The 19,995-nt window shown below is 56.7% G+C and carries 18 protein-coding genes; 12 read left to right on the plus strand and 6 right to left on the minus strand.

Annotated elements, in window-relative coordinates; translation table 11 throughout:
- Nucleotides 1-156 precede the first annotated feature (156 nt).
- The 7 genes from J4P41_RS12730 to J4P41_RS12760 all read left to right on the plus strand — a co-directional run bounded on the left by J4P41_RS12730 (nucleotide 157) and on the right by J4P41_RS12760 (nucleotide 6,694).
- On the plus strand, nucleotides 157-303 hold the full coding sequence (locus tag J4P41_RS12730; RefSeq protein WP_228119001.1) for a hypothetical protein: 147 nt from the start codon (nucleotides 157-159) through the stop codon (nucleotides 301-303).
- A gap of 65 nt (nucleotides 304-368) precedes the next feature.
- Nucleotides 369-872: a hypothetical protein gene (locus tag J4P41_RS12735; RefSeq protein WP_426067418.1), complete on the plus strand. Its 504-nt coding sequence runs from the start codon at nucleotides 369-371 to the stop codon at nucleotides 870-872.
- Nucleotides 869-2,044: a hypothetical protein gene (locus J4P41_RS12740; RefSeq protein ID WP_194258073.1), complete on the plus strand. Its 1,176-nt coding sequence runs from the start codon at nucleotides 869-871 to the stop codon at nucleotides 2,042-2,044. The genes J4P41_RS12735 and J4P41_RS12740 overlap by 4 nt, the downstream gene beginning before the upstream one ends.
- A 21-nt stretch (nucleotides 2,045-2,065) precedes the next feature.
- Nucleotides 2,066-3,739, plus strand: coding sequence for a hypothetical protein (locus J4P41_RS12745; protein WP_426067420.1), 1,674 nt, complete (start codon nucleotides 2,066-2,068; stop codon nucleotides 3,737-3,739).
- A 59-nt stretch (nucleotides 3,740-3,798) separates the two neighbouring features.
- The gene (locus J4P41_RS12750; RefSeq protein WP_426067421.1) at nucleotides 3,799-6,054 is read left to right on the plus strand and encodes a DotA/TraY family protein; all 2,256 of its coding nucleotides are present in this window, start codon (nucleotides 3,799-3,801) and stop codon (nucleotides 6,052-6,054) included.
- An 8-nt stretch (nucleotides 6,055-6,062) separates the two neighbouring features.
- The gene (locus J4P41_RS12755) at nucleotides 6,063-6,389 is read left to right on the plus strand and encodes a hypothetical protein (protein WP_426067422.1); all 327 of its coding nucleotides are present in this window, start codon (nucleotides 6,063-6,065) and stop codon (nucleotides 6,387-6,389) included.
- Nucleotides 6,386-6,694: a hypothetical protein gene (locus J4P41_RS12760; protein WP_426067423.1), complete on the plus strand. Its 309-nt coding sequence runs from the start codon at nucleotides 6,386-6,388 to the stop codon at nucleotides 6,692-6,694. The genes J4P41_RS12755 and J4P41_RS12760 overlap by 4 nt, the downstream gene beginning before the upstream one ends.
- Nucleotides 6,695-6,713: 19 nt before the next feature.
- On the opposite strand, the gene J4P41_RS12765 is transcribed toward J4P41_RS12760, so the two are convergent.
- Nucleotides 6,714-7,166 (minus strand): hypothetical protein, encoded by a 453-nt coding sequence (locus J4P41_RS12765; RefSeq protein WP_426067424.1) that lies wholly within the window; start codon nucleotides 7,164-7,166, stop codon nucleotides 6,714-6,716.
- A complete protein-coding gene (locus tag J4P41_RS12770) occupies nucleotides 7,163-8,098 on the minus strand; it encodes a DsbC family protein (protein WP_426067425.1) in 936 nt (311 codons plus the stop codon). The genes J4P41_RS12765 and J4P41_RS12770 overlap by 4 nt, the downstream gene beginning before the upstream one ends.
- A 135-nt stretch (nucleotides 8,099-8,233) precedes the next feature.
- On the opposite strand from J4P41_RS12770, the gene J4P41_RS12775 reads away from it, so the two are divergent.
- From J4P41_RS12775 to J4P41_RS12795, 5 genes are all read left to right on the plus strand, one after another.
- Entirely contained in the window at nucleotides 8,234-8,707 is a 474-nt protein-coding gene (locus tag J4P41_RS12775; protein WP_426067426.1) for a hypothetical protein, read from the plus strand.
- 27 nt (nucleotides 8,708-8,734) lie between these two features.
- Complete coding sequence (locus J4P41_RS12780; RefSeq protein ID WP_426067427.1) at nucleotides 8,735-9,424, plus strand: transglycosylase SLT domain-containing protein; 690 nt, start codon at nucleotides 8,735-8,737, stop codon at nucleotides 9,422-9,424.
- A gap of 377 nt (nucleotides 9,425-9,801) precedes the next feature.
- On the plus strand, nucleotides 9,802-11,166 hold the full coding sequence (gene repC, locus J4P41_RS12785; RefSeq protein ID WP_426067428.1) for a replication initiation protein RepC: 1,365 nt from the start codon (nucleotides 9,802-9,804) through the stop codon (nucleotides 11,164-11,166).
- A gap of 1 nt (nucleotide 11,167) precedes the next feature.
- Nucleotides 11,168-12,529, plus strand: coding sequence for an O-antigen ligase family protein (locus J4P41_RS12790; protein WP_426067429.1), 1,362 nt, complete (start codon nucleotides 11,168-11,170; stop codon nucleotides 12,527-12,529).
- 236 nt (nucleotides 12,530-12,765) lie between these two features.
- Nucleotides 12,766-13,611 carry a hypothetical protein gene (locus tag J4P41_RS12795; RefSeq protein ID WP_426067430.1) on the plus strand — a complete coding sequence of 282 codons (846 nt, stop codon included), beginning with the start codon at nucleotides 12,766-12,768 and terminating at the stop codon, nucleotides 13,609-13,611.
- Between the two features lie 373 nt (nucleotides 13,612-13,984).
- On the opposite strand, the gene J4P41_RS12800 is transcribed toward J4P41_RS12795, so the two are convergent.
- The 4 genes from J4P41_RS12800 to J4P41_RS12815 form a co-directional block, all read right to left on the minus strand.
- Nucleotides 13,985-14,377, minus strand: coding sequence for a hypothetical protein (locus tag J4P41_RS12800; RefSeq protein ID WP_029604268.1), 393 nt, complete (start codon nucleotides 14,375-14,377; stop codon nucleotides 13,985-13,987).
- A gap of 72 nt (nucleotides 14,378-14,449) precedes the next feature.
- On the minus strand, nucleotides 14,450-17,566 hold the full coding sequence (locus J4P41_RS12805; protein WP_426067431.1) for an efflux RND transporter permease subunit: 3,117 nt from the start codon (nucleotides 17,564-17,566) through the stop codon (nucleotides 14,450-14,452).
- Between the two features lie 3 nt (nucleotides 17,567-17,569).
- Entirely contained in the window at nucleotides 17,570-18,727 is a 1,158-nt protein-coding gene (locus J4P41_RS12810) for an efflux RND transporter periplasmic adaptor subunit (RefSeq protein ID WP_426067432.1), read from the minus strand.
- A complete protein-coding gene (locus tag J4P41_RS12815) occupies nucleotides 18,724-19,944 on the minus strand; it encodes a TolC family protein (RefSeq protein WP_426067433.1) in 1,221 nt (406 codons plus the stop codon). The genes J4P41_RS12810 and J4P41_RS12815 overlap by 4 nt, the downstream gene beginning before the upstream one ends.
- Nucleotides 19,945-19,995 lie beyond the last annotated feature (51 nt).

Below are 19,995 nucleotides of genomic sequence, written 5' to 3' on the forward strand. Positions count from 1 at the left end.
TAATCTGATTTTTGTGCCTTTCCGTTCCGGTACCGGAATGTCTCACAAAGACGTTTTTCGGTTGCCAACGTCTTCTGCCGACGCGACAGACCGGCCACGCACTCACATCTCCCTCCCTTATTGTTTCTCAGAATGGAAACCGCTTTGGAGGGTCAGGTGTCTGGCGAGACGAGAGCGCAGGAAAAGCCTAAGGACGAATGGCTGACAGCAGAGGGTGCGGGGCAGGTTCTTGGGCCTCTCGTAAAGGCTGTCTCACCGCAGAACAGTCGTCCTTCGAGAGCGCCTCAAGGTGCCACACAATGAAAGGGTGCCGAGAGAGCACACGTTTGACAGTCGTACCGCTGATAGCCGCGTTAGGTTTCAGTCTGGTGACACCTGCCTTAGCAGAAGACTCTTCGTCCGGGTGCCAGACGCTCGTACAGGCTGGGGCAACCGGGCTTGCTGCAGACCTGAAGGCTGACGACGCAACAATCCATCAGCCTAAGTCCGTAACGAAGTTCACCTGCCTGGGTAACTTCTTCAACGGCGTTGGCCTGGATGTTGTGGCGAGCAAATTGAATGTCGCTTCGCTCGCTGAGGCGGCGATGGGCAAGATCTGCTCCCAGCTCACATCAGAATGGGACAGCCTCCAGAGCGCGGCCCACTGCGGTCTTTCTGTGACAGGGCTGGATACGAACTTCAATCTTGGCCTGGGTGCCGGCAGCTTTTGTCCAAACCTGAGTTTTGGCGGTGGCGGCGACAGCCTGATCAATGCCGGGACCAATACGACCGGCAAACAGAGCTGGGACGTCTCCGGGCAAAGTCAGCTTCCGTCCGGCTACAGTTTTGAAGCGATTGGCTCAAGCACTGGCATTTCCCGGGTGACGCAATGAAGCGCCTTCTTGAAAGAGCCGGGCGCCTGGGTGGTGCGAGCCTTCTTGTTCTGACGCTAGCGACGGTCGCGGCCCCAAAACCGGCTTATGCCTTTTTTGATTCAGCCGCGATCGTGGGCGCGATCAGTACGCTCCAGGGCGCCATGAACAGCGTGATCACGACGGCCCAGAAAGTCCTGAACAGCACGCTCGGCCTCATTAACGGCAGTCTTGGAGACGGCTTCACCCAGCTGAGCAATTACATGAAGGCGCAGGTAGGAGCACAGGAGCAGATCGCAGACGCCAACAACATGGTGCAGGCCGAGCTTGCCCGGGACGTGCGGGCGGCTCAGCAGCGCGACAACCATGCGACCAACCGGCAGGATTGTCTTAATCTTGAAGGCGGTCAGGCTGCCGTTGTTGCCGCGCGAAACGGTGCCGCCGTTGCGACGGCTCTTGATAGCGGCAAGGACAAGCGAACACAGGCCGGTAAAGGAACGCCGTCCTGGGAAGGTGCAGGGCAGGGCGCACAGGCCAATAATAACCGCCATTTCACGCTCTACTGCTCGGATGCAGAAGCGGACGCTGGTGTTTGTTCGCTCGCATCCGCTGACCAGCAGAATGCAGATCAGGACGCCACCAGCCTGTTAACGCCTCCGGCTTATCAGGATCAGGCCTCGATCGACCGTGCCAATGATTATGTTACGACACTGATCCAGCCGGTTGCGCCTGCTGCGCTGCGCGGAAGCGCCCTGACCTCTGTGGATGGGCAGTCCGCCCTTCCGGGTCGCCGTGCCTATAATGCTGCCATTTCGCTCGCCCATCACGTCGGAGACGACATTATCGGGTGGCACGCGAACACCGTGACCCTGAGTGCTGCCCAAAAGGCAGAGGCAGTCCGTGAGGGTTACACCAACACTTCAGTCGGCTCTGAAAGCGAAGCCACTGAACTGGAAATCAACCGGAAATACAGTGGCACTGACTGGCAGGCAGATCTGCAGGCGATGCCCTCCGAAAAATCGGTCCTTGTCCAGATCGCGCTGCTGGACGCGCAGCGTAACTGGATTGCCTGGCAGCAGTTCAAACTGGACCAGACCCGGGCGCTGATGGAGGCCAACAGGCTCGCGACCTCCGCTGAGCAAAGGCTTCGGGCGGTTTCGCCTCTGCCAGTTCCCACCACAACACTCCCCTGAATGTCTCGAATAGGAATGACCATGTCGGGTACTCTTACTCAGCAAGGGCCGTTAGGCTACGTCCTGCACGCCCTTGATACTCATCAGTCCACCATCCCCGCAGCTGAGCGCGGGCTTGCGAAAGATCTGTCTGACCTGACCGCACGACTGCAGGAAAACCCTGCATTGGAAAGCGATCCAAAGTTCACGGTTCAGGTGGCCTGGCTTGTCCAGGACTGGAAGGCTCTGAGCGGAACCGGTGCCGAGCCGCAGATCCCGCCCATTCTCGCGGCTGGCATGAAGGCCCATGGCACAGATCTGCCGGGGCTGGAGAACGAAGAAATCAAAACCCTGCTGGCGCAGGCTGGCTCGCTTGAAGATCGAGATCTCGTCCGTGATCTCCGTAAAACAGCGCTGGAGATGTCCGAAATGTCTCCGGAAGAACAGGCTTCCGTTGCGGCTGCACGTCTGGCTGCCGTTCTGGACTATCGCATCACCATGGCCCTGTCTGGCACTCCCGCCCGCGCGCAACAGACCGAGCCAGAGTTGTCACCTCGACCAGATGCACAGCAGCTGGACCCCGTGGTGACATCAACGCCGGAGCCCGCGCCTGTGAGGGAAACCTCTCCTGAAATACAGCAACCGGCTTCTGCTGACATGCCCCAGCCGACCGTGACGGAGCCTGAGCCTCCTGTCGCGGAAAACGAACACCCCTCATTCGAGCCTCAGCAGGCGCCTCGGACACAGCACGAAATCCTTGAGCCGGGCCTTCCCTCGAATGACCCATTTGAGGACGAAGGATACTTACAGTCTCTTGAAGAAGAGGCCGGCCCATTTCGGGACGATGAGGAGTTTCAAGGAGATCATCGCCCGTCTGAGCAGCCAGGAGAAGTGGAAGACCCCGTGTCACAAAGCTCCGCAGAAAGGGACCGCAGCATTCATCGCAATGACCAACAAAATGCTGATGCGGCAGAAGACGCTGAGCCGGACGCGGCCGCAAGGCCAGCTCCGAGCGCCAAGACATCACAGCCTGACGCTGACCTAGCGGCCGCGGAAAGTAAGCCAAAACCGGAGAGCAAGCCCAATCAGCCTGAGGCGAAAATTGCGCCAACCACCGCCACGGCGACCAATCGTCGTGGACTGGCTGACTTTATGAGCGATATGGTAGGTAAGAGCGACGACCGCCAGATCCAGAACCGAACGCGAAAGGTCAAGGAAGCGGCCCGTGAAGTCGAAGAAGATCTAGGCGCTCTCAAACGCGTCGGACGAGAGTTTTTTGAAGCCTTTGCCAAAGCCGCGTCAGAGCCTGGACAATCAGAAAGTTCTGTCATTGCGGGCATGACCGACGATGGGAGTCATAAGGCGCTTCGCGCACAGCTCACTGCGTCTCTGGAGAAGACGCCCGGCTTCGCAGAGTCCTGGGAAAAGCTTCGCAAGTCGTCCCAGCGATTGGGCAAAGAGGTCGAAGTTTTAGGCGATGAAGCCTCCAAGCGGGACGCCTCAAGCGATCCCACTGTTCAGAGCACAGAAGAAACCGCCGCAAGTGTCGCAAAGAAGCTGGAATCTCTTCCGGGCCAGGAACCGGGCAAGGACTTCCTGAAGGAAGTTGGCGCGGCTCTGCAGCGTCTGGTGGACCGTTTCCATGATTTTTTTACCAAAGATCGAAAACAGGGTCAGGAGCAAAGTCGCGATAACAGCCCGAGCCCCGAGGTCTAAAAACAATGCACCAGTTCATGCGGCTCCTTCGAGTGTCCCGGTACTTCCGGGCGGCTACCATGACAGTCGTTGCCCTCGGGGTAACTATGGGATCCGCCCATGCCGGAACCACGGCAGACAGCGTGAGCTGGAGCAACCTCAGCGCGGGCGATGACTGGTCCGCCCGCGTGCTCGACAGTCTCTTCCCGATGTCATGCGGTACAGAGACAGCCACAGGCACAATGCTGCAGTATATTTCGGCTTATGCGATGCTGATTGCAGCGTTCTGGATCAGCTATGCCTCCATCCTGCAGGTTCATAAGACAGCAGAGAGCGGGAAGATTTTCTCTGCAAGTTTCTCGGGGTGGGTGCCGCTGCGCGTTGTTGTGGCACTCGGCCTGATGGTGCCGATCCCTGCAAATGGAGGCTTCTCGGTCGGGCAGGCGCTCGTCGTGCAGGGTGCTAAGACAGCGATCGGAATGGCCCGTAACCTCACGGATGTTGTGGCTAAATCCATCGGCCCGGACGCTTTGCCCCTTGCTGAACCGATCATCCCGGGGACCCGACAGGTCGTTATGGCGGTGATGGAAAGCGAACTGTGCCGCGCGCTGGTCAACAAAGCTTCGAACAATCCTGACCTCATGCCCGAGCCCAAGATTTCCAATCCCGGGAACGGTTCGCCCGTGACCGTCGATTACAGCCTCGCGATCGGCGAAGCGACAGCTGCGGCAACCTGCGGCAGTATCTCGGTGACAATCCCGCAACAGGTCGAGCAGCAGATGCTCGGGTCAAACCTCGATCTGACAGATGTTGGCACCAGGCAGGTCCAAGCGCTGCAGGATCTGATCAGCGCGGTGCGCACGCCCATGTTCTCTCTCGCGGATACGATCTGGCAGACCCGGGATGTGACCGCCCTTCGCTCCATGGATGGTGTTCTGACCGCACAGAATACAGCCTATTCAAGCGCGCTGAGTGAAGCGGCTACTGCCATGATCAGCAAGATCCGTGCGCAGTATTCCTCAGATGGTAACGGCTCGAATGATGCCGGTTATGTAGCTATGAAAAATCTCGGCTGGAGCGGGCTAGGGGCTTACTACCTTGAGATCTCGCGCCTCAATGCAGAGGTGCTGTCGATGTCCTCTATCGTCCCCTCGGTCACGCTGCCCAGCTGGCAGGGGCTAGGGTCATTCCTCTCCAAAGACCTTGCAGGTCCCATCACAGCAATTGAACAGTATCAGGCCGCCGAAGAGCAGAAGCTCGCAACGTCAGATAGTGCCAGTGCGCCGAACGGGGCGACGAGGCTCTTCAGTAATGCGGCTTTGCCCAGCTCCGGGCAATCCGCTCTGGACCGTGTTCTTCAGGCGCTCGGCATCACGAACGGGGTCATGACGCTGATCGTCAATCATCTCCTGTCGCCAACATCCGGGAGCGACTGGACCGACCCTCTGGGGGCAATGATCGGGCTTGGGCATCTTCTGATTCACACGGCACTGGCCATTATTGGTGGCGCGGCGGTTCTCAGCAGCAAGACCGGGGCGGGGCTCGCAACAGCGGCCAATCTTGCCACCGGGGATGTCCCGGCTGCCATCGCCTCCGCGGGCAGCTTCGCACTGAGCGGTCTGATCAAAGCCCTGCTCACGCCCGTCTTTGCGGCGGCGTTCTCCCTGCTTGCGCCCGGTATTACGCTTGCTTACGTCCTCCCGATGACCCCGTTTGCGTATTGGATGGCAGGCGTTGCGGGATGGTACATCGTCGTGGTCGAAGCCGTGGTAGGCGTTCCGTTGTGGATGCTGGCGCATCTGGTGTTTCAGGGAGAAGGCCTCCATGGCCGCGGAAACCGTGGCTACGAAGTGCTGTTCACAATTCTCTTTCGCCCGGTGATGATGATTGCGGGTCTTGTGCTCAGTTACACGATTTTTGCATCGATCTCCTGGCTGGTCATGAAGGCCTTTTCGATCGCAACAGGCTTTGTTTTCGAGCGTGGTTGGCTTCTGGACAATTTCATTGGTCTGATTGTCCTGCTCTGCATGTTCGTCACAATGGAGATGAGCATCGCCGTCATGTGCTTCAGGCTGATTTCAACCCTGCCCCATCATATCCCTGCGATGGCAGGCATGACGAGTATCGGTCGTGTGGACAGTGACGATTTCAATGACAAGGCAACCGGGCGGGGGATCGCCGATCCCACAGACAAAGTGGCAAAACTGGCTCGAAATACAGTGTCGAATGTGAGTGCAGGCGGCAAAGGGCAGATTACCGTCGACAACGACGAGGCCGAGCCAGTAGACTCAACGACAAGAGCTCTCATGCAGATCTCTGGCCGCGCCGAAGATTAGGGAGAACGATGATGGGAGACATTCTAGACTACGATAAGCTCTGCCGCATCACGCAGGCTACCGAAAGAATGGCGAAGGTTGCCGGTCAGTCTGTTCCCCTGGCCGCCTATAATCAGGTTGTAGATCTTCACAACGATCTTGTGCAGCGATACGACGCCCTCGCAGAAAAATACGCGGTTGCTAACCGTGGCCTTGATGAGATGGAAAAGAACCGTGACGAGTGGCAGGCTTGGGGGCGAAGAATGCGCGACAAGCTACGCAAGAGAGCAGAGGCTGCAGAAGCGCGTGTTGCCGTACTCGAAGCCAAACTAAAGGCAAAGGGTAACGGCTCTTGAGCGTTGTCACTCTGAAGCAAAGTATCGCTGGCCTGACTATCCTTTGCAGCCTGTCAGCCTGCGCTCACGGCAACATCCGTTCGATCTCGTCTTACAATGTGCCACCACCACCCAAGGTGAAGCAGGCGCTTTACGATCCTTATGCACCCTATGGCTCTGCGCCCGTGACCTGGCGTCCTGCGCTGGCCACCCGCGCCGGCACCATTGTCAAACCTAATGATCCGGTCGATCAGGGTGATCGCCCTGATTATGAAAAGGCCGCCTGGTCGATTGACCGCAAAGCCGCCCAGTCCGGGACGTTCTGAGACGTCCCGGAGACTGGCCTTATCGAGGCCAGAGCAGCCGCCCGTCCGAAAGATACTCCGAGAGTTTTCCGGCGCGTCCTGTCCGGGCCTGCCAGTTTGAGAATCCCTGAATAACAAACTGGCTTCCCAGAACGATCGCACAGGCGAGCGCTTCCACACAGGATGCGCTGAACGCAGCCCCGCCGCTCCACATGAGGATCATCACCCACCAGAGGCTCGCTAGCACACAGAGCGTGCCATACAGTCGCCCCAGGGTTCGGGTGCGCTTACGGATTGCAGCCATTTGCGGCGACATGAGAGGCTGGTCCTCGAACGTCGTCTGATCCACGGGCTGTATCACAGGAACGTCCTGAAGGATCCGAAGACCCTGCTGCGCCGTACGCAGACCCGGCCTCAGCGCAAAGGTAAACGGAAAGACGAGCCATAATGCGGCTCGTCCGGCCCGCTGCTTCACGGTCGGACGACCGCTCACGCGTGAAGGCTCGCGAGAAACGCATCGAGATCGTCTGGCAGTCCTGCCTCAACATGCGGGGTGCCGGTGCGATCCTTCCACACGAAGGTTGGCGTTCCTCTCAGACCGATCGCATGAGCGGCAGAGAGATTTAGCATCAGGCTGGCGCCCGCCGTGTCGGATGTTGTGTGGCCTGGAACAGCATGGCCAAGGTCATCGATCTGGTTCCAGAGTGCCGCCATGTCATGCTGCTTTGCAGAGAGCATCTGCTGCGCAGCCGGCGTACTGGCGCCCTTGTTTTCATGATCGTTGATCGAGACCGGAACGATCGCAAGCTGTAGGCGTCCGGAAGCAATAGCAGGCTTCAGGGCGGCGTAGGCACGGGTCGAGAACGGGCAGAGCGGATCGATGAACATATAGACGCGGGGTGCCGTGTCCTGCCCCTCAAGCCCGAAGGCAACCGCCTTCACGCGCTCAACAGGATCCACTGCAGGAGGTGCAGACGTCGCTGAGGGCGCGCCCGGCCTTGAGCCCTGACCTGAGCCAGAGGGAGTCCATTGCACGGTCGGGATCGCACCCGGGATCGATGAGACCTGGTCGCGCGTGATGTTATGACCGGTCGCATCCCACATGACCCCTCCGATTTCGGCCAGATGGTCGGGCGTCAGGTAAAAGACACGGAACTGCGTGCCGCTCCGGGCAAAGACCGCCTCAAGACCATGTTCGGATTTGAGCCGATAGAGTTGTGCGCCCTGGCTCGCAAGGCGGGTCAAAGCAGGTGAGGCGGCAATATCGGCAGCGGGCAGCGTTGGCCCCATCTCCGGCATAACAGGTACAGGCCGTGACGGGGGGGAGCCACCGGCAGCATGGATTGGCTCGGCGGCGGGGCAAGTCGAGGCTCCGAGAGTAACAGCCGGAAGCCCGAGCATCAGCATCGGGATGAAAGAGCGCATAGGTTTGATCCTCCTGCGGACATCATGACGGGCGCGCATGTGAGTGCGATCCGGGGGCGTCAATCGGAGCTCTGTTCGCACTCACATTCGGATCGGTCAGACTATGGGGACGTACTTTCTAAAGGATTCTGCACCATGCGCTTTCGCTTCTGGCTCGCCGTCTGTGTTTCGCTGGCGGCCCCCCTGGTCTCCCAGGCTTCAGCGCAGCATCTGACGCCGGAGCAGCTGGACAGACTGTCGCAGGAGCGTCAGTCGGAGATCGGTTCACGCAACTGGGGTCCGCCCCCGACAGTCACACAGGCCCCGCAGGTGCTGCACGCCACGCCGGTTCCCGTGACCTGTCGCAGTCCCGCCCACGACTTCGAGCCGCTTTTTGCCGAGCCGCGTCGTGGTGCGGTCCATGTTGGAACAGCCGCTCCGCAGATCGCTGTGACGGACACGGTTTTTCAGGGCTGGCGGCAGGTTCTGCGCTCGGGAACAACCTTTGCCTGGATCCCGGAGGCCGATGTCGTAGCCTATCGCCCGCTTGTGGACGGCGCGTCCCGGGCCTGCGTTGTCACGGGTGAGAACGCGGCCGGCATGGTCCTGTTCGATTATCCGGCCAAGTAAGTGAGCGCCGTACGCCTCATATTTCTCATGGCAGTCGCAACCGCGGACACCGTCAGTCTGGCTCGCGGGGCGGTTCCTGAGCAGATCGTCCCAGTCAATCCGGAACCTGGATCCCCCGTCTTCACACGGCCATCGTCCTCTACGACGACTGGCGGGACCGCCGCCACATCTTCGTATCAGGGCGCATGGGGTACGGCGGATGCGTATGGGACGCTGATGGCCCAGACCTATGGGGCTGACGCGGTGGCTGCGGCGCAGGCGGCCGGGATCAATCCGGACACGCTGGCGGCATTCGGGCAGATCGAAAGCCATTTCCAGAACGTCGGAAATACGGCCTCGAGTGCACAGGGGGTTTGGCAGGTCACGGACGGCACCTGGAACCAGTATGCCTCAGAACTCGGTCTGAGTGGCGCAGACCGCTCCGATCCCGTCGCCCAGGCCAAGGTTGCGAGCGCCATCATCAGCGATTACGCGTCCGCCGTGAGTCGCTCGACAGGCGCACCGGCCACCGGAACGCAGGTGTATGGCGCCTACATGTTCGGCACCAAAGCCGGCGCGGCCATTGCAACCGAATCAAATGCGAGTACGCCGCTCAGCCAGTATGTCTCCGCCAAGACGCTCGCGGCCAACAATATGAGCGGCTGGACGGTGGGTCAGTACCAGCAGACGGTGGCCAGCCGGATGGGCAGTGGCGCTTCGGAAGCGGTGACGAGTTGAAAAAAGCGCGCCAAAATGGACACACTAAACGTCCGTTTTTACTCAATTTTTTCGCTGTCAGCGCGCTTTCGAGGTTGTTGCAGCGCCCGAACGGAGGCACGATGCCCGGATGGCTGGAGACGTCCCTGTGGGCGGCGCCAGCGAGTCGATCTAGAGGACCCCCGATGACGTAGCGCCCACAAACCAAAAACCCCGCCTCCTCCGATCGCCAAATCGGAAGAGCCAGGGCTCCGGCAAAACACTCGTTAGATGTCGAATTCGTTAACTTCATCTAGCGTCAGCTCTTTTCGAAACGCAAGCACTAAATTGCGAACGGGAGCGTTTTGTCTGGTGTCCGGCCGTGAGGTGGTCCTTTCACCCCCAGACCGGACCGATCAATGGAGCATTCTGCACAGACGCAGAGGGCGCAGGCCCCGTGCACGCGGCGCGGCCGACGCCGGATCAGTGAGGCCATGCTGGCCGCACGCGACGAACTGACCACCCCCGTCCCTGCCGAGCCGGGCAAGCGGGATATGCTGAACATGCTGAAATCCCTGCGGGGTGCGCTGCCCGTCAGCCGGGGAGCGGCTTCGACGCTGATCATCATGGTGGAGAAGACCTCTCCGGACGCCTGGACGGCGCTTGAGACGCCGTTCATCTACGCGCACAACACCACGCTCATGTCCTGGACAGGTCTGTCGCGCAGCACGCTGCAGCGGCACATCCGGGAGCTGGCGGAAGCGCGGCTTCTGGTGCCGCAGGACGGACGCAACGGACAGCGTGGCCGACGATGGCAGGTGGAGGAAGGCCAGACACAGGTTGGCTTCAATCTGGCGTCCCTGCGCTATCGCTGGCCGGATCTGCTGGCCCTGAGCGCGGAACAGCGGCGACTGCGCCAGCGCGTGTCCTTTCTGCGCGACAACATTGCCAGCCTGAACGACACGGTCCGTGCCCAGGCCGAAACCCTCGGACTGGAGGCCATCCTTGAGCAGGCAGTGGGGATCATGCGCAGCCGTCTGAGGACGGTTCAGCCCGGCACTCTGGAGGGGCTGTACCGGGAGATGCTGGCCCTTTCTGCGGCTCTGGCCGGGCAGGGCGCCGAGCCTGAAACCGGCCGGGATGAGACGCCTGTGGAAAACGCCGCTTTTTCAACGTCGTATCCAGCAGAAATGAGGCCCATGGGTCCTCAAAACGGGGCCCACTATACAGATACTAAAAACATTCAATCTTCTAAAAAAGTAGATCGCGTAGCCGCCAATGGCGGCATTCGCATTGAAGAAATGCGGCGTGAAGGGCAGAGCTCCAGGTCCGACCGTTCGAGCGTGTATGACCGGACGGCGCTGCGCGGGTTCAAGGGGACAGCGACGTTCTATCTTAAGATCTGCAGCAGTCTGCGGGATCTCTGTTCCTCCGGTCGGCCGACTGCCGAGCAGTTGATCGAGGCGGCCGAGTATCTGTCGGGGCAGGTGGGTGTAACCTGTCATGCCTGGTCGCAGGCCTGTGTCGTTCTTGGGAGGCTGCAGGCGGCCGTCGCCGTGATCGTTATGGCGTCACGACTGGAGCGGGGTGCTGTCATCCGGTTCCGGGACGCCTATTTCCGCTCCCTGATCGAACGCGGGGCGCGAAACACGCTGTTCCTTGATCGCAGCCTGTATGCATTGCGGGATCATCGCACCCGGGAAGTGGGGATGCTCGCCGAGGCCGGTGTCTCGCTCGCGACCGTAGGTGTGCAAAGCTCCAAAACCCGGGCGGCGTGGATCTGACATGGGGTTTGTTGCAAAGCCTACTCTTCTGCGAGTTCTTGATCGTCTCGGCGCATTGGACACCCTGCTTCTGCCGCTGTTTCTGGTGCATTGGCGTGGTATAGCCGAGGGCTGTCTGGATGGACTGGCGGTCGGACTTCTGCTCCGGAGCGCCTTGACCCGCGATTGGTCCTGGTGTCGGCAGGGCTTCGTCTGGCCGGCCCTTGTCTGGTGGGGATGGCTGGTCCTGTGTTCCCTGCCTCGTCAGATCCCTGTCTCGGCAGAGGCGGCAGCCAGCCTTGCCCAGGCGCTGCTGGCCATCCGTTTTCCGGTCGCGGCCTTTGCCTTGGCGTTCTGGACGTTACAGGATTCCGGGACCCTGACATGGTGTCGCCGTCTGGTTGTCACCTGCGTGCTGTATCTGGGGGGCCAAATGCTGCTTCAGGCGGTGACGGGCCATAACCTGTTTGGCAATCCCCGCTTTGGGGATGGGACACTCACTGGCCCCTACGACAAGCCGCGTGTGTCTGCGCCTTTTGCACTGCTGGGTCTTCCGGCCGCTCTGTTTGTTGGGGCGCTGTTGGGGGAACGGGTGAGACGGTCCTGGCAGAAAGCACTCGTGACGGGGGCGACCCTGCTGCCGGTTCTCGGTTTGCTCGTGCTGGCTGGCCAGCGGATGTCTCTGGCGACATTTCTTCTCGGCACAGGCGTCTGTGCCCTGGTGCTCCCGTCACTGCGGCGTCCTTCGCTCGCACTTCTGGTCGCCAGTCCGGCTCTCATTGGACTGCTGATGTTCGTGTCCCCGGAGGCTTTCGGGCATCTGGTGACAAAGACCCAGACGCAGCTTCTCCACTTCGCCAGTTCACCGTATGGGCAGATCTACAATCGGGCGGCCGTGATGATCGAAGCACACCCGGTTATGGGATTAGGGGACGATGCATTCCGGCATTATTGTCGATCTGAAGCGTTTCTGAGGCCCGGTCCGAGCCATCTGCAACCGGATGGAGGAGGGGTGTCTGTGTGTGTTCAGCACACCCATAATCATGTGCTCGAAGCCGCCACAAACAGCGGATTTCCGGGAGCCGCTCTGTTTGTGGCGATGATCGGAAGCTGGTGGCTTGTTCTGGGACGAACCGCCAGGAGGCAGGTCGGTCTTTGTGCAGCGCACATTGGCTGGCGCGTCGGTCTCTTCGGGGCCGCTGTCCTGCATGAGTGGCCTCTGTCGTCGCAGAGCGCTTTCCTGAACATGCCGCTTGGCGGGATTGCTTTTCTGCTTCTTGGGGCCGGGCTGGCAGAAGCCGTCAGGGATCTGAAGGCGGATCGCCCTGGCGACGGAGAGACTGCTCGCGACGCTTTAACTCTTTCTCAACGGCCTCCCGGATAAACTGCGCCATACCCCTGTCGCCCACAAGCGCGATAATACGATCGCGCTCCTCAGGACTCAGGCGAACGGAGGTCATTTTGAAGTTGAGTGGCGGTCTTCCCATACGCCTCCGCTACACGGCTCATGCTGCGCCTGTCAAACATAAATAAAAGATATCGTCTATTGACGGATAAACGATAGCGTTTAATATGATTTGTAACGCAACATACTGTGTCCCTGTCGGTCAGGCGGGGACCGTGATCGACAGGCCCGTCATGACACTGAAAGCCATTTCAAAAACACTTTTCTCCAGCTCAGCCGTTCTGCTTCTGGCGGCTTGCAGCAGTGGGATGCCCGCCCCTGAGCCCGTGCTGCTCAGTCAGTTCAACCAGAACACGGACCGTTTCGGCGTTGTCAGCACGGTCGGTAAGGCGGAGGGCACGATCCAGAAGAACGGTCGCTCCTGCGATATCTACAAGATTTACACCACCGGACTGACAGCTGGCGGCCGCGCGGCCATGAAGGCGGGTGAAGTTGTCACCAGCGTTGCAACACTTGGTCTGGCGCAGGTGATCTGGGCACCGGTGAAGGCTGGAACCCGTCCGCAGCTCCATACGGTACTGTTCTGCTTTGGCAGTAACGAGAAGCTTGTCGACATCTATGACAAAGATCCGACGGATTCCACCGGCCCCGATCACCTGATCATTAACCGCACGGCTTACAGCACGCCGGTTGTCGCGGCACCGGCCGCATCTTCTCCTCAGGCGGAGGTGACAGCACAGCCTGGTCAGCCTGTGAGTGTCACACCGGTGGCTGTTGCGCCTGCGCCTGTGGAAGCTACTGCGCCCGCTCCGGGTGCGCCGACAACGACGGCCGATGGTGCACCAATTATCTACGAAAAGGCCGTTGCGCCGAAGGCGGCGGAAGCGGCCGGTGCGATCAGCCTGGATAATATGGCGCAGGAAGCGACGACCGGGTTGCAGCAGGTTCAGACAGGCAAGGCCAAGGTTCAGGCGGGCGCAACGGCAGATGATCTGAACTCGATCAGCTCGCAGAAGGCTGTCGCCGCCAATCAGGCAGTGCTGTCTGGTAAGGGGGAGTGAGCGCGCCCATCAGCTAGTACTATGTTCCGCATCATCCAAGGCAACTTACGAAGTGTCTACTGTCTCAGATGCGTCACACTATTACGCTGGATGGCCGTTTTTTTGGTCACAATATCTGGCTGCCTGTCTGGTCTCATGCAGGCAGCTTTGGGGGCAAGCAGAATGTCGGCTATTGGTGAGGAAATAATCGTAAGCAGCCATTCCGGGTATTGCAAATGCATAATCACTACACCTCCCTATCCGGTCATATAGTTTTTTTAGATTCCCGAAGCCAATGACGATAGAAATTGAAGTGCTTGAAGCACCGTGGGAAAAGGTATTTTTGGCCTATTAAAAATAAATATTATGAATTAGTATCATAAAAATATTTAAATTACTGATTTTCTATAAGTTCTTTTCCAGATATATATCCTAGATCATCTCTATGTATCTCTAAGGTAGATTTTATATCGCGTGCCTTATACTTGATTTTTACCGACAAGTGACAAATATATTTTATTTCTAAAATTCCCTTTTTTTGACAAGAAAGTTCAGTTACCTCGAAAGTCGGATTCAAGCCCTGACGCATTTCTAACATTTCAATGCGCCTCAGGCGCTGCAGGCCGGTTTCTGCGCTGGAAGCAGGAATAGGTTTATAAATATAGTTGACTAAGTAGTCATGAACCTCATCCACTGTCGGACTTTTCTGATGGCTTCTAATGAAAATGACTGCGAGAAAAAATAAGACTAAAATTATAAAAGATATTTTTAATAATATTTTGTTCACAAAAAAATTCCGTAATTCTTTTAATATAGAGCGATCATCTGCTGATACACGCTCTATCTATGTGAGTTTTCTCTAGAGTCGGCTTCTTCTCCATTCGTCCAGCTTAACATACAGACTGGGTAAGACGAGAAGAGTCAGGGCCGTACATGACACCAGCCCTCCAATAACAACGGTTGCTAACGGCTTTTCGACTTCAGCCCCTTCGCTCATTGAAAACGCCATCGGAAAGAAACCTAGGCAGGCCACAGTAGCTGTAGCCATGACAGGGCGGAACCGCTCTTCAGCTGCCTCCTGACTGGCAACGCGCGCCGACAACCCTGCCGCTCGTTTTTCCCGAATGCAGGAAACAAGGACTACTCCATTCAAGGTCGCCACCCCGAACAAAGCAATAAACCCAATCCCGGCAGAGACGCTAAACGGTAGGGATCTTACTGTCAGTGCCAGAATACCACCCGTTGCCGCAAATGGCAGATTCAGGAAGACTAGACCCGCTACCCAGAGATCTCCAAAGGCGAACACAAGCAGAAAGAAAATAAGAGCCAAGGTAATCGGTACGACAATCTCCAGTCGAGCAACAGCAGACTGGAGATTGCGAAACTGCCCGCCCCATTCAACACGATATCCATGGGGAAGTTTAAGCTTATGAGCAACGGTCGTCTGCGCTTCCTGAACAAATGAACTCATGTCACGCCCGCGTACGTTCGCCTGTACCATCATTCGCCGCTCTCCCTGGTAGCGGCGGATGGCTGCTGGCCCATCATTCAGAGTAATTTTAGCGACCTGAGACAATTCAACCATCTGGCCATCTCGCGCGGCGACCGGGAGGCGTTTGATATCCTCAAGAGTGCGCCTTTGCAGAGCATCAATACGCACCTCGGTTGGAATTAAAGCGTCGCCGGTAGAAACTGGGGGACCCACATGCCCACCCACTGCTTCAACGACATCAAGAATAGACGCTGTCTCCACATTAAGCCGACCTGCGGCTGTTCGGTCTACATCAATATGCAGGTATGGAATGGTCCCGACGTCCTGAGGCGCGACGTCCGCAGCACCGTTAATCTTGCTGACAATATCCGCCGCCTGCTTCGCAAGCTCCTCTAGCGTGCGGATGTCAGGACCATAAATGCCAATCGCAATCTGTGAACGCACTCCGGCCTGCATGTCATCCATGCGCATTTGAATGGGTTGGCTCCACGAAAAAAGCGAACCGGGATTGTCTCGGCGCAGTGCTGCGTCAAAGGCCCTAACAAGCCCTTCCTGGGAATGTGCAGTTTTCCATTCTGATCGTGGCTTGAGCAGAACATAACTGTCAGTTTGCTCTACCCCCGACGGATCTGTCGGAATAGCAGACGCGCCTGTGTTACTCACAATCGTTCGTATGTCGGGGAACGTCTTCAGCGTTTTCTCGATTGCTGTCACTTCATGAATCGAAGCCCCTAATGAGATCGCCGGAAGACGCGTCGACGTGACAATCAAATCACCCTCTTGGAGTTGTGGGATGAATTCTCCTCCAAGGCGCGTCGCTAAAAAGACAGATACAAGCAGAATACTGACTGCAACCATGAAAATCTGATTTGTATGCGTGCGGCAGTATTGCGCTGCCGGGTTAAAGCCACGCCTTAAAAAGGCGATAAATCGTGTGTCATGACTCTCAACACTGAAATCATGTTCCTGTCCTTCAGATCCAGTTGCTGTATCAGCGCTTCCTGAATGACCCTTCATGATCATCGCACATAAAGCCGGCACACCCAGAAAAGCAAAGACCAGAGAAGCCAGCAATGCCAGGATAATGGTTTCTGCCATCGGTCGAAACATCCGCCCTTCGACACCTTCCAGTGTCAGGATCGGCAGATAGACCAGCATGATAATAAACACGGCAAAAATCACAGGCCGGGCGACAGAGGCCGTGACTTTGGCCACGCGCTGCTGCAGAGTCAGCCCCGCAATAACGGAAATACTCAGAACGCCCTCGACAATGACAAGTGCACTGTCGACAATCATTCCAAAATCTATGGCCCCAAGACTGAGAAGATTGGCTGAAATACCAAGATGGTGCATCTCAACCATCGCAGCCAGCAGAGCAAAAGGAATGATGGACATGATGACCAGAGAAGCCCTCCAGTCTCCAAGAACGACAAGCAACACCACCAGAACAAGCAACGCGCCCAAGGCAAGGTTTTCCTTGACGGTATCAATCGTCACATCTGTCAGCGTTGTACGGCTGTAATACGGCTCCAGGGTGATGCCCTCAGGGAGTGTTTTTTGTAGCGTTGGGAGAATTGTGTTTAACCGGTTGAGCGTGTCACGGGCACTTGCGCCTTCCTGCAGAAGAACAACTGCATTCACAGCCTCTCCTTTACCATCCCGTGTTACAGCTCCTAGCCTTGGAAGCGCACCTTTGTGGACAGTGCCAATATCCCTGATATGAACAATCTCTCCGTTTGGGCCGCTTTTGACCTGAACTTCTCCCAATTCTTTGAGGTCATCGATGAGGGAGCGACCCACAATAATGTGCTGCTCATCATTATGTTCTATCCACGCCCCCCCAGCGGCCTCATTGCCGGTATCGACGGCTTTGAAAACATCTGAAATGGACACATTGAACCGACGCATAGCCATTGGATCGAGCGCGACCTCATAGGTCTCCGACGCGCCCCCATTGACATTGACATCCACAACTCCAGGAACCAGTCGCAGCTTGGGTACAACAGACCAGTTCAGAATACGGTTCAGATCTGTGAGAGACTGGCCTTTCCCTTTAATCTCCAGTTGCATGATTTCACCCATGCCTGTGGCCATTGGCCCCATGCTGATAGAGAGACCATGGACGGAAATGGTATTTTTTGCCTGATCCAGGAATTGGGAAACCAGGTCTCGATCACGGTAAATACTCGTATTGTCATCGAATTGAAGATAGAGAACCGATACGCCAGTACGGGAAACCGATCTTAGATTTTTTAGCCCGACAACCCCGGACAGCACCGTCTCAATGGGAAATGTAACGAGCTTCTCCACCTCTTCTGTCGGTAATCCAGGTGCCTGAATGGAGACGAGGACCTGACGTGGCGAAATATCTGGAACTGGCTCTACGGGAAGAGAGCGAAGATCGAAAAGACCTGCCGCCATCAAAAGAAGAATACAACCCAGAATTCCTTTCCGGCCTTTGACGACATGCAAAAAGAAATTCATGATCTAGTCCCGTGCCTCGGAATGATCAGGCGTCGGCGCCAGAAGATATTGCGACTTCAGGACAAAGCTTCCTTGTGAGACAACTTTCTGCCCAGCCTTGAGACCCTCTGTCACCAAAGCTTTTCCCTCAAGAGTAGTCGCGACAGTCACATTCCTCGGAACAAATTCATGATCTGATTTTTGAACAAAGACACAATTTTCTCCATTCAATGTCTGAATGGCGGCTTCTGGAACAAGAACGCCGGAGACACGATTTCTTGTCATCAAACGAGTTTTTACAAGCATATCAGGACGCAAAATCATATCAGGATTTGTTACGAGGCTACGCACCAGAACATGTCTGGTTCCGGGCTCAATACTGGCCTCGATAAGAGTAATATTTGAAGAAATAGGAGCCTGATTCGCAGAGATGTATGTTAACTGCGGCCCCCCAGCAGCCAACAGTCCAGCTTTCTGTGGATCAACCTGCGAGATGACCCAGACCTGCAAGAGGTCGTCAATTTCAACAGCGGGTAAGGCTGTATTCGAAACACTCTCTCCCTGAGTCACTGAAATCTTGCGGATAATACCGTTCATCGGAGAGGTCACGGTAGAAACCAGACCTTCTCCTTTTTCCAATTGTGTCGAATACCGCGCGAGACGTTGCCGCTCCGTAGTTAACTCAGCCTTTCTCTGACGGACCAATTCACGTGCTGCTTTGAACGCTGAGAGACGTCGCTCTACTTCGCCTGAAGAGACAACACCTCCCACTAAGGCGCGCCCACGTTTATAAATATCCGTTGCGTTACTTTCTTGCGCCAGTGCCTGCTGATAAGCCGCCTGTGCCTCGTTAGCTCTCTGTTCCTGATCTGCCAGGCTAAAGTTTTCATATTTGAAAAGAGGGGCGCCTTTTTGGACTTTCTCTCCTGGCGTTACAAATACTTCCTGAACGCGGCCGGTTCCGATCGGGTGGATACGGGCGACATGGCGCTCATCAAGTGCGACATAGGCCGGGACATCCATATGATCAGACAGCGTTCCGGCTATCGCCGTAGCGATCAAAATATTTTCCGCTTTAAAAGCATCCGGCGAAATCTGAACGGTCTTTTCAGCCATGCCTACGCCAGGAAAGCACAAAGAACTCATGCCCAACAGGACAGACACAAAGATGGATTTTTTCACGGGGTCCCTCCTGTCAGGAGCATCATTCTGATCATGGCAGTGTGCCAGACGACATTTGCCTGAGAGGCTCGTTGCTGCGCTTCCAAAGCACTGCGGCGCGCACGGAGATATTCTATGACCGGCACCTCTCCGACCTTCCAGGCGTTTTCAAGGTCGTTTGCACGTTTCTGTAGTGCGATATTGGTTGCTTCGCTGTGTTGCAGGATTGTCAGCGACGAACGAAAGCGGGTGTGAACCTGCCGATATTCGGTCTGGACTTTTCTGCGCGCCAGAATGGCATCCCGGTCTGCCGCCGCCATAGCCCTGACCGCTTTCATTTCCATGGGAGTATTTCGGGCTGCACTTGGTAGGGGGATTTGAATCTGAACCCCTACCTGCGTATCCCACGGACTTTGATACTGTTCCTGCCGGCTGACCATGACACCCAAACGCGGATTGGGGATTTTGGAATGACGCGCAACGTTGTAGGATGCTTTTGAGACACCTCTTATGGCCTCTGCCAGCCTGACTCTTGGATCTCGTTCAACGTTCAGAGCCATGTTACGCCCATCCAGGATATGTCCTGAAAGAGACAGAAGATCAGGAATATCCTCGTATCCGGTCAGAGCTTCAAGATCAGCTTTGATACCGTCCAAAGATTGAACTGCATCCGAAATCCTGCCTTCAAGGGTTTCTTTCTCTGCGACAATCGCTTCGTTATCAGAGCCGGACAGTTCACCATTTTGATAGGCAACTTCAGTAACGTGAGCGATATTTCCCAACAGGGTATCGGCATGACGTAAATTTCGAATGGTTTCCTGCTGAAGTGTCGCCTCGCTGGTCAGCGTGACGATACGGACAGCTGTTACCAGTTTTTCGACCTGAGTATTAGCGTCGGCAACTTCCTGATTTCCAAGTGCCTCATTGGCAATCGCGCGGCTTTGTCCTGGCAGCCACAAAGGAAAATTTATACCACCTTGATACGTTGTATAACCGACCTTGCTACCGATAAAATGATCGTCAAGATACTCGCCTGTAATAGTGGGGCTGTCAGGAAACCAGGCACGTGCCGCTTTGGCCTCTTTCCTGGCTGCAAAAGCATCCGTATGAAAAGATGTCAGCCTCGGATCTGCTTGCCAGGCCAAGTGAATGGCATCATGAAGTGGAGGGTTCGAAAAACCTTCTGGATTTGAGGGTTCCTCTGTGATTCCATCTCTCCTGCGTTGATTGGGGATGATGGCAGATGAAGCAGCCTGGTTTCTTTGATGTTGAAGAGCGGCTGGCCCGGT

It is taken from the genome of Gluconobacter sp. NFX36 (genome assembly GCF_049887835.1).
GTDB lineage: Bacteria > Pseudomonadota > Alphaproteobacteria > Acetobacterales > Acetobacteraceae > Gluconobacter > Gluconobacter japonicus_A.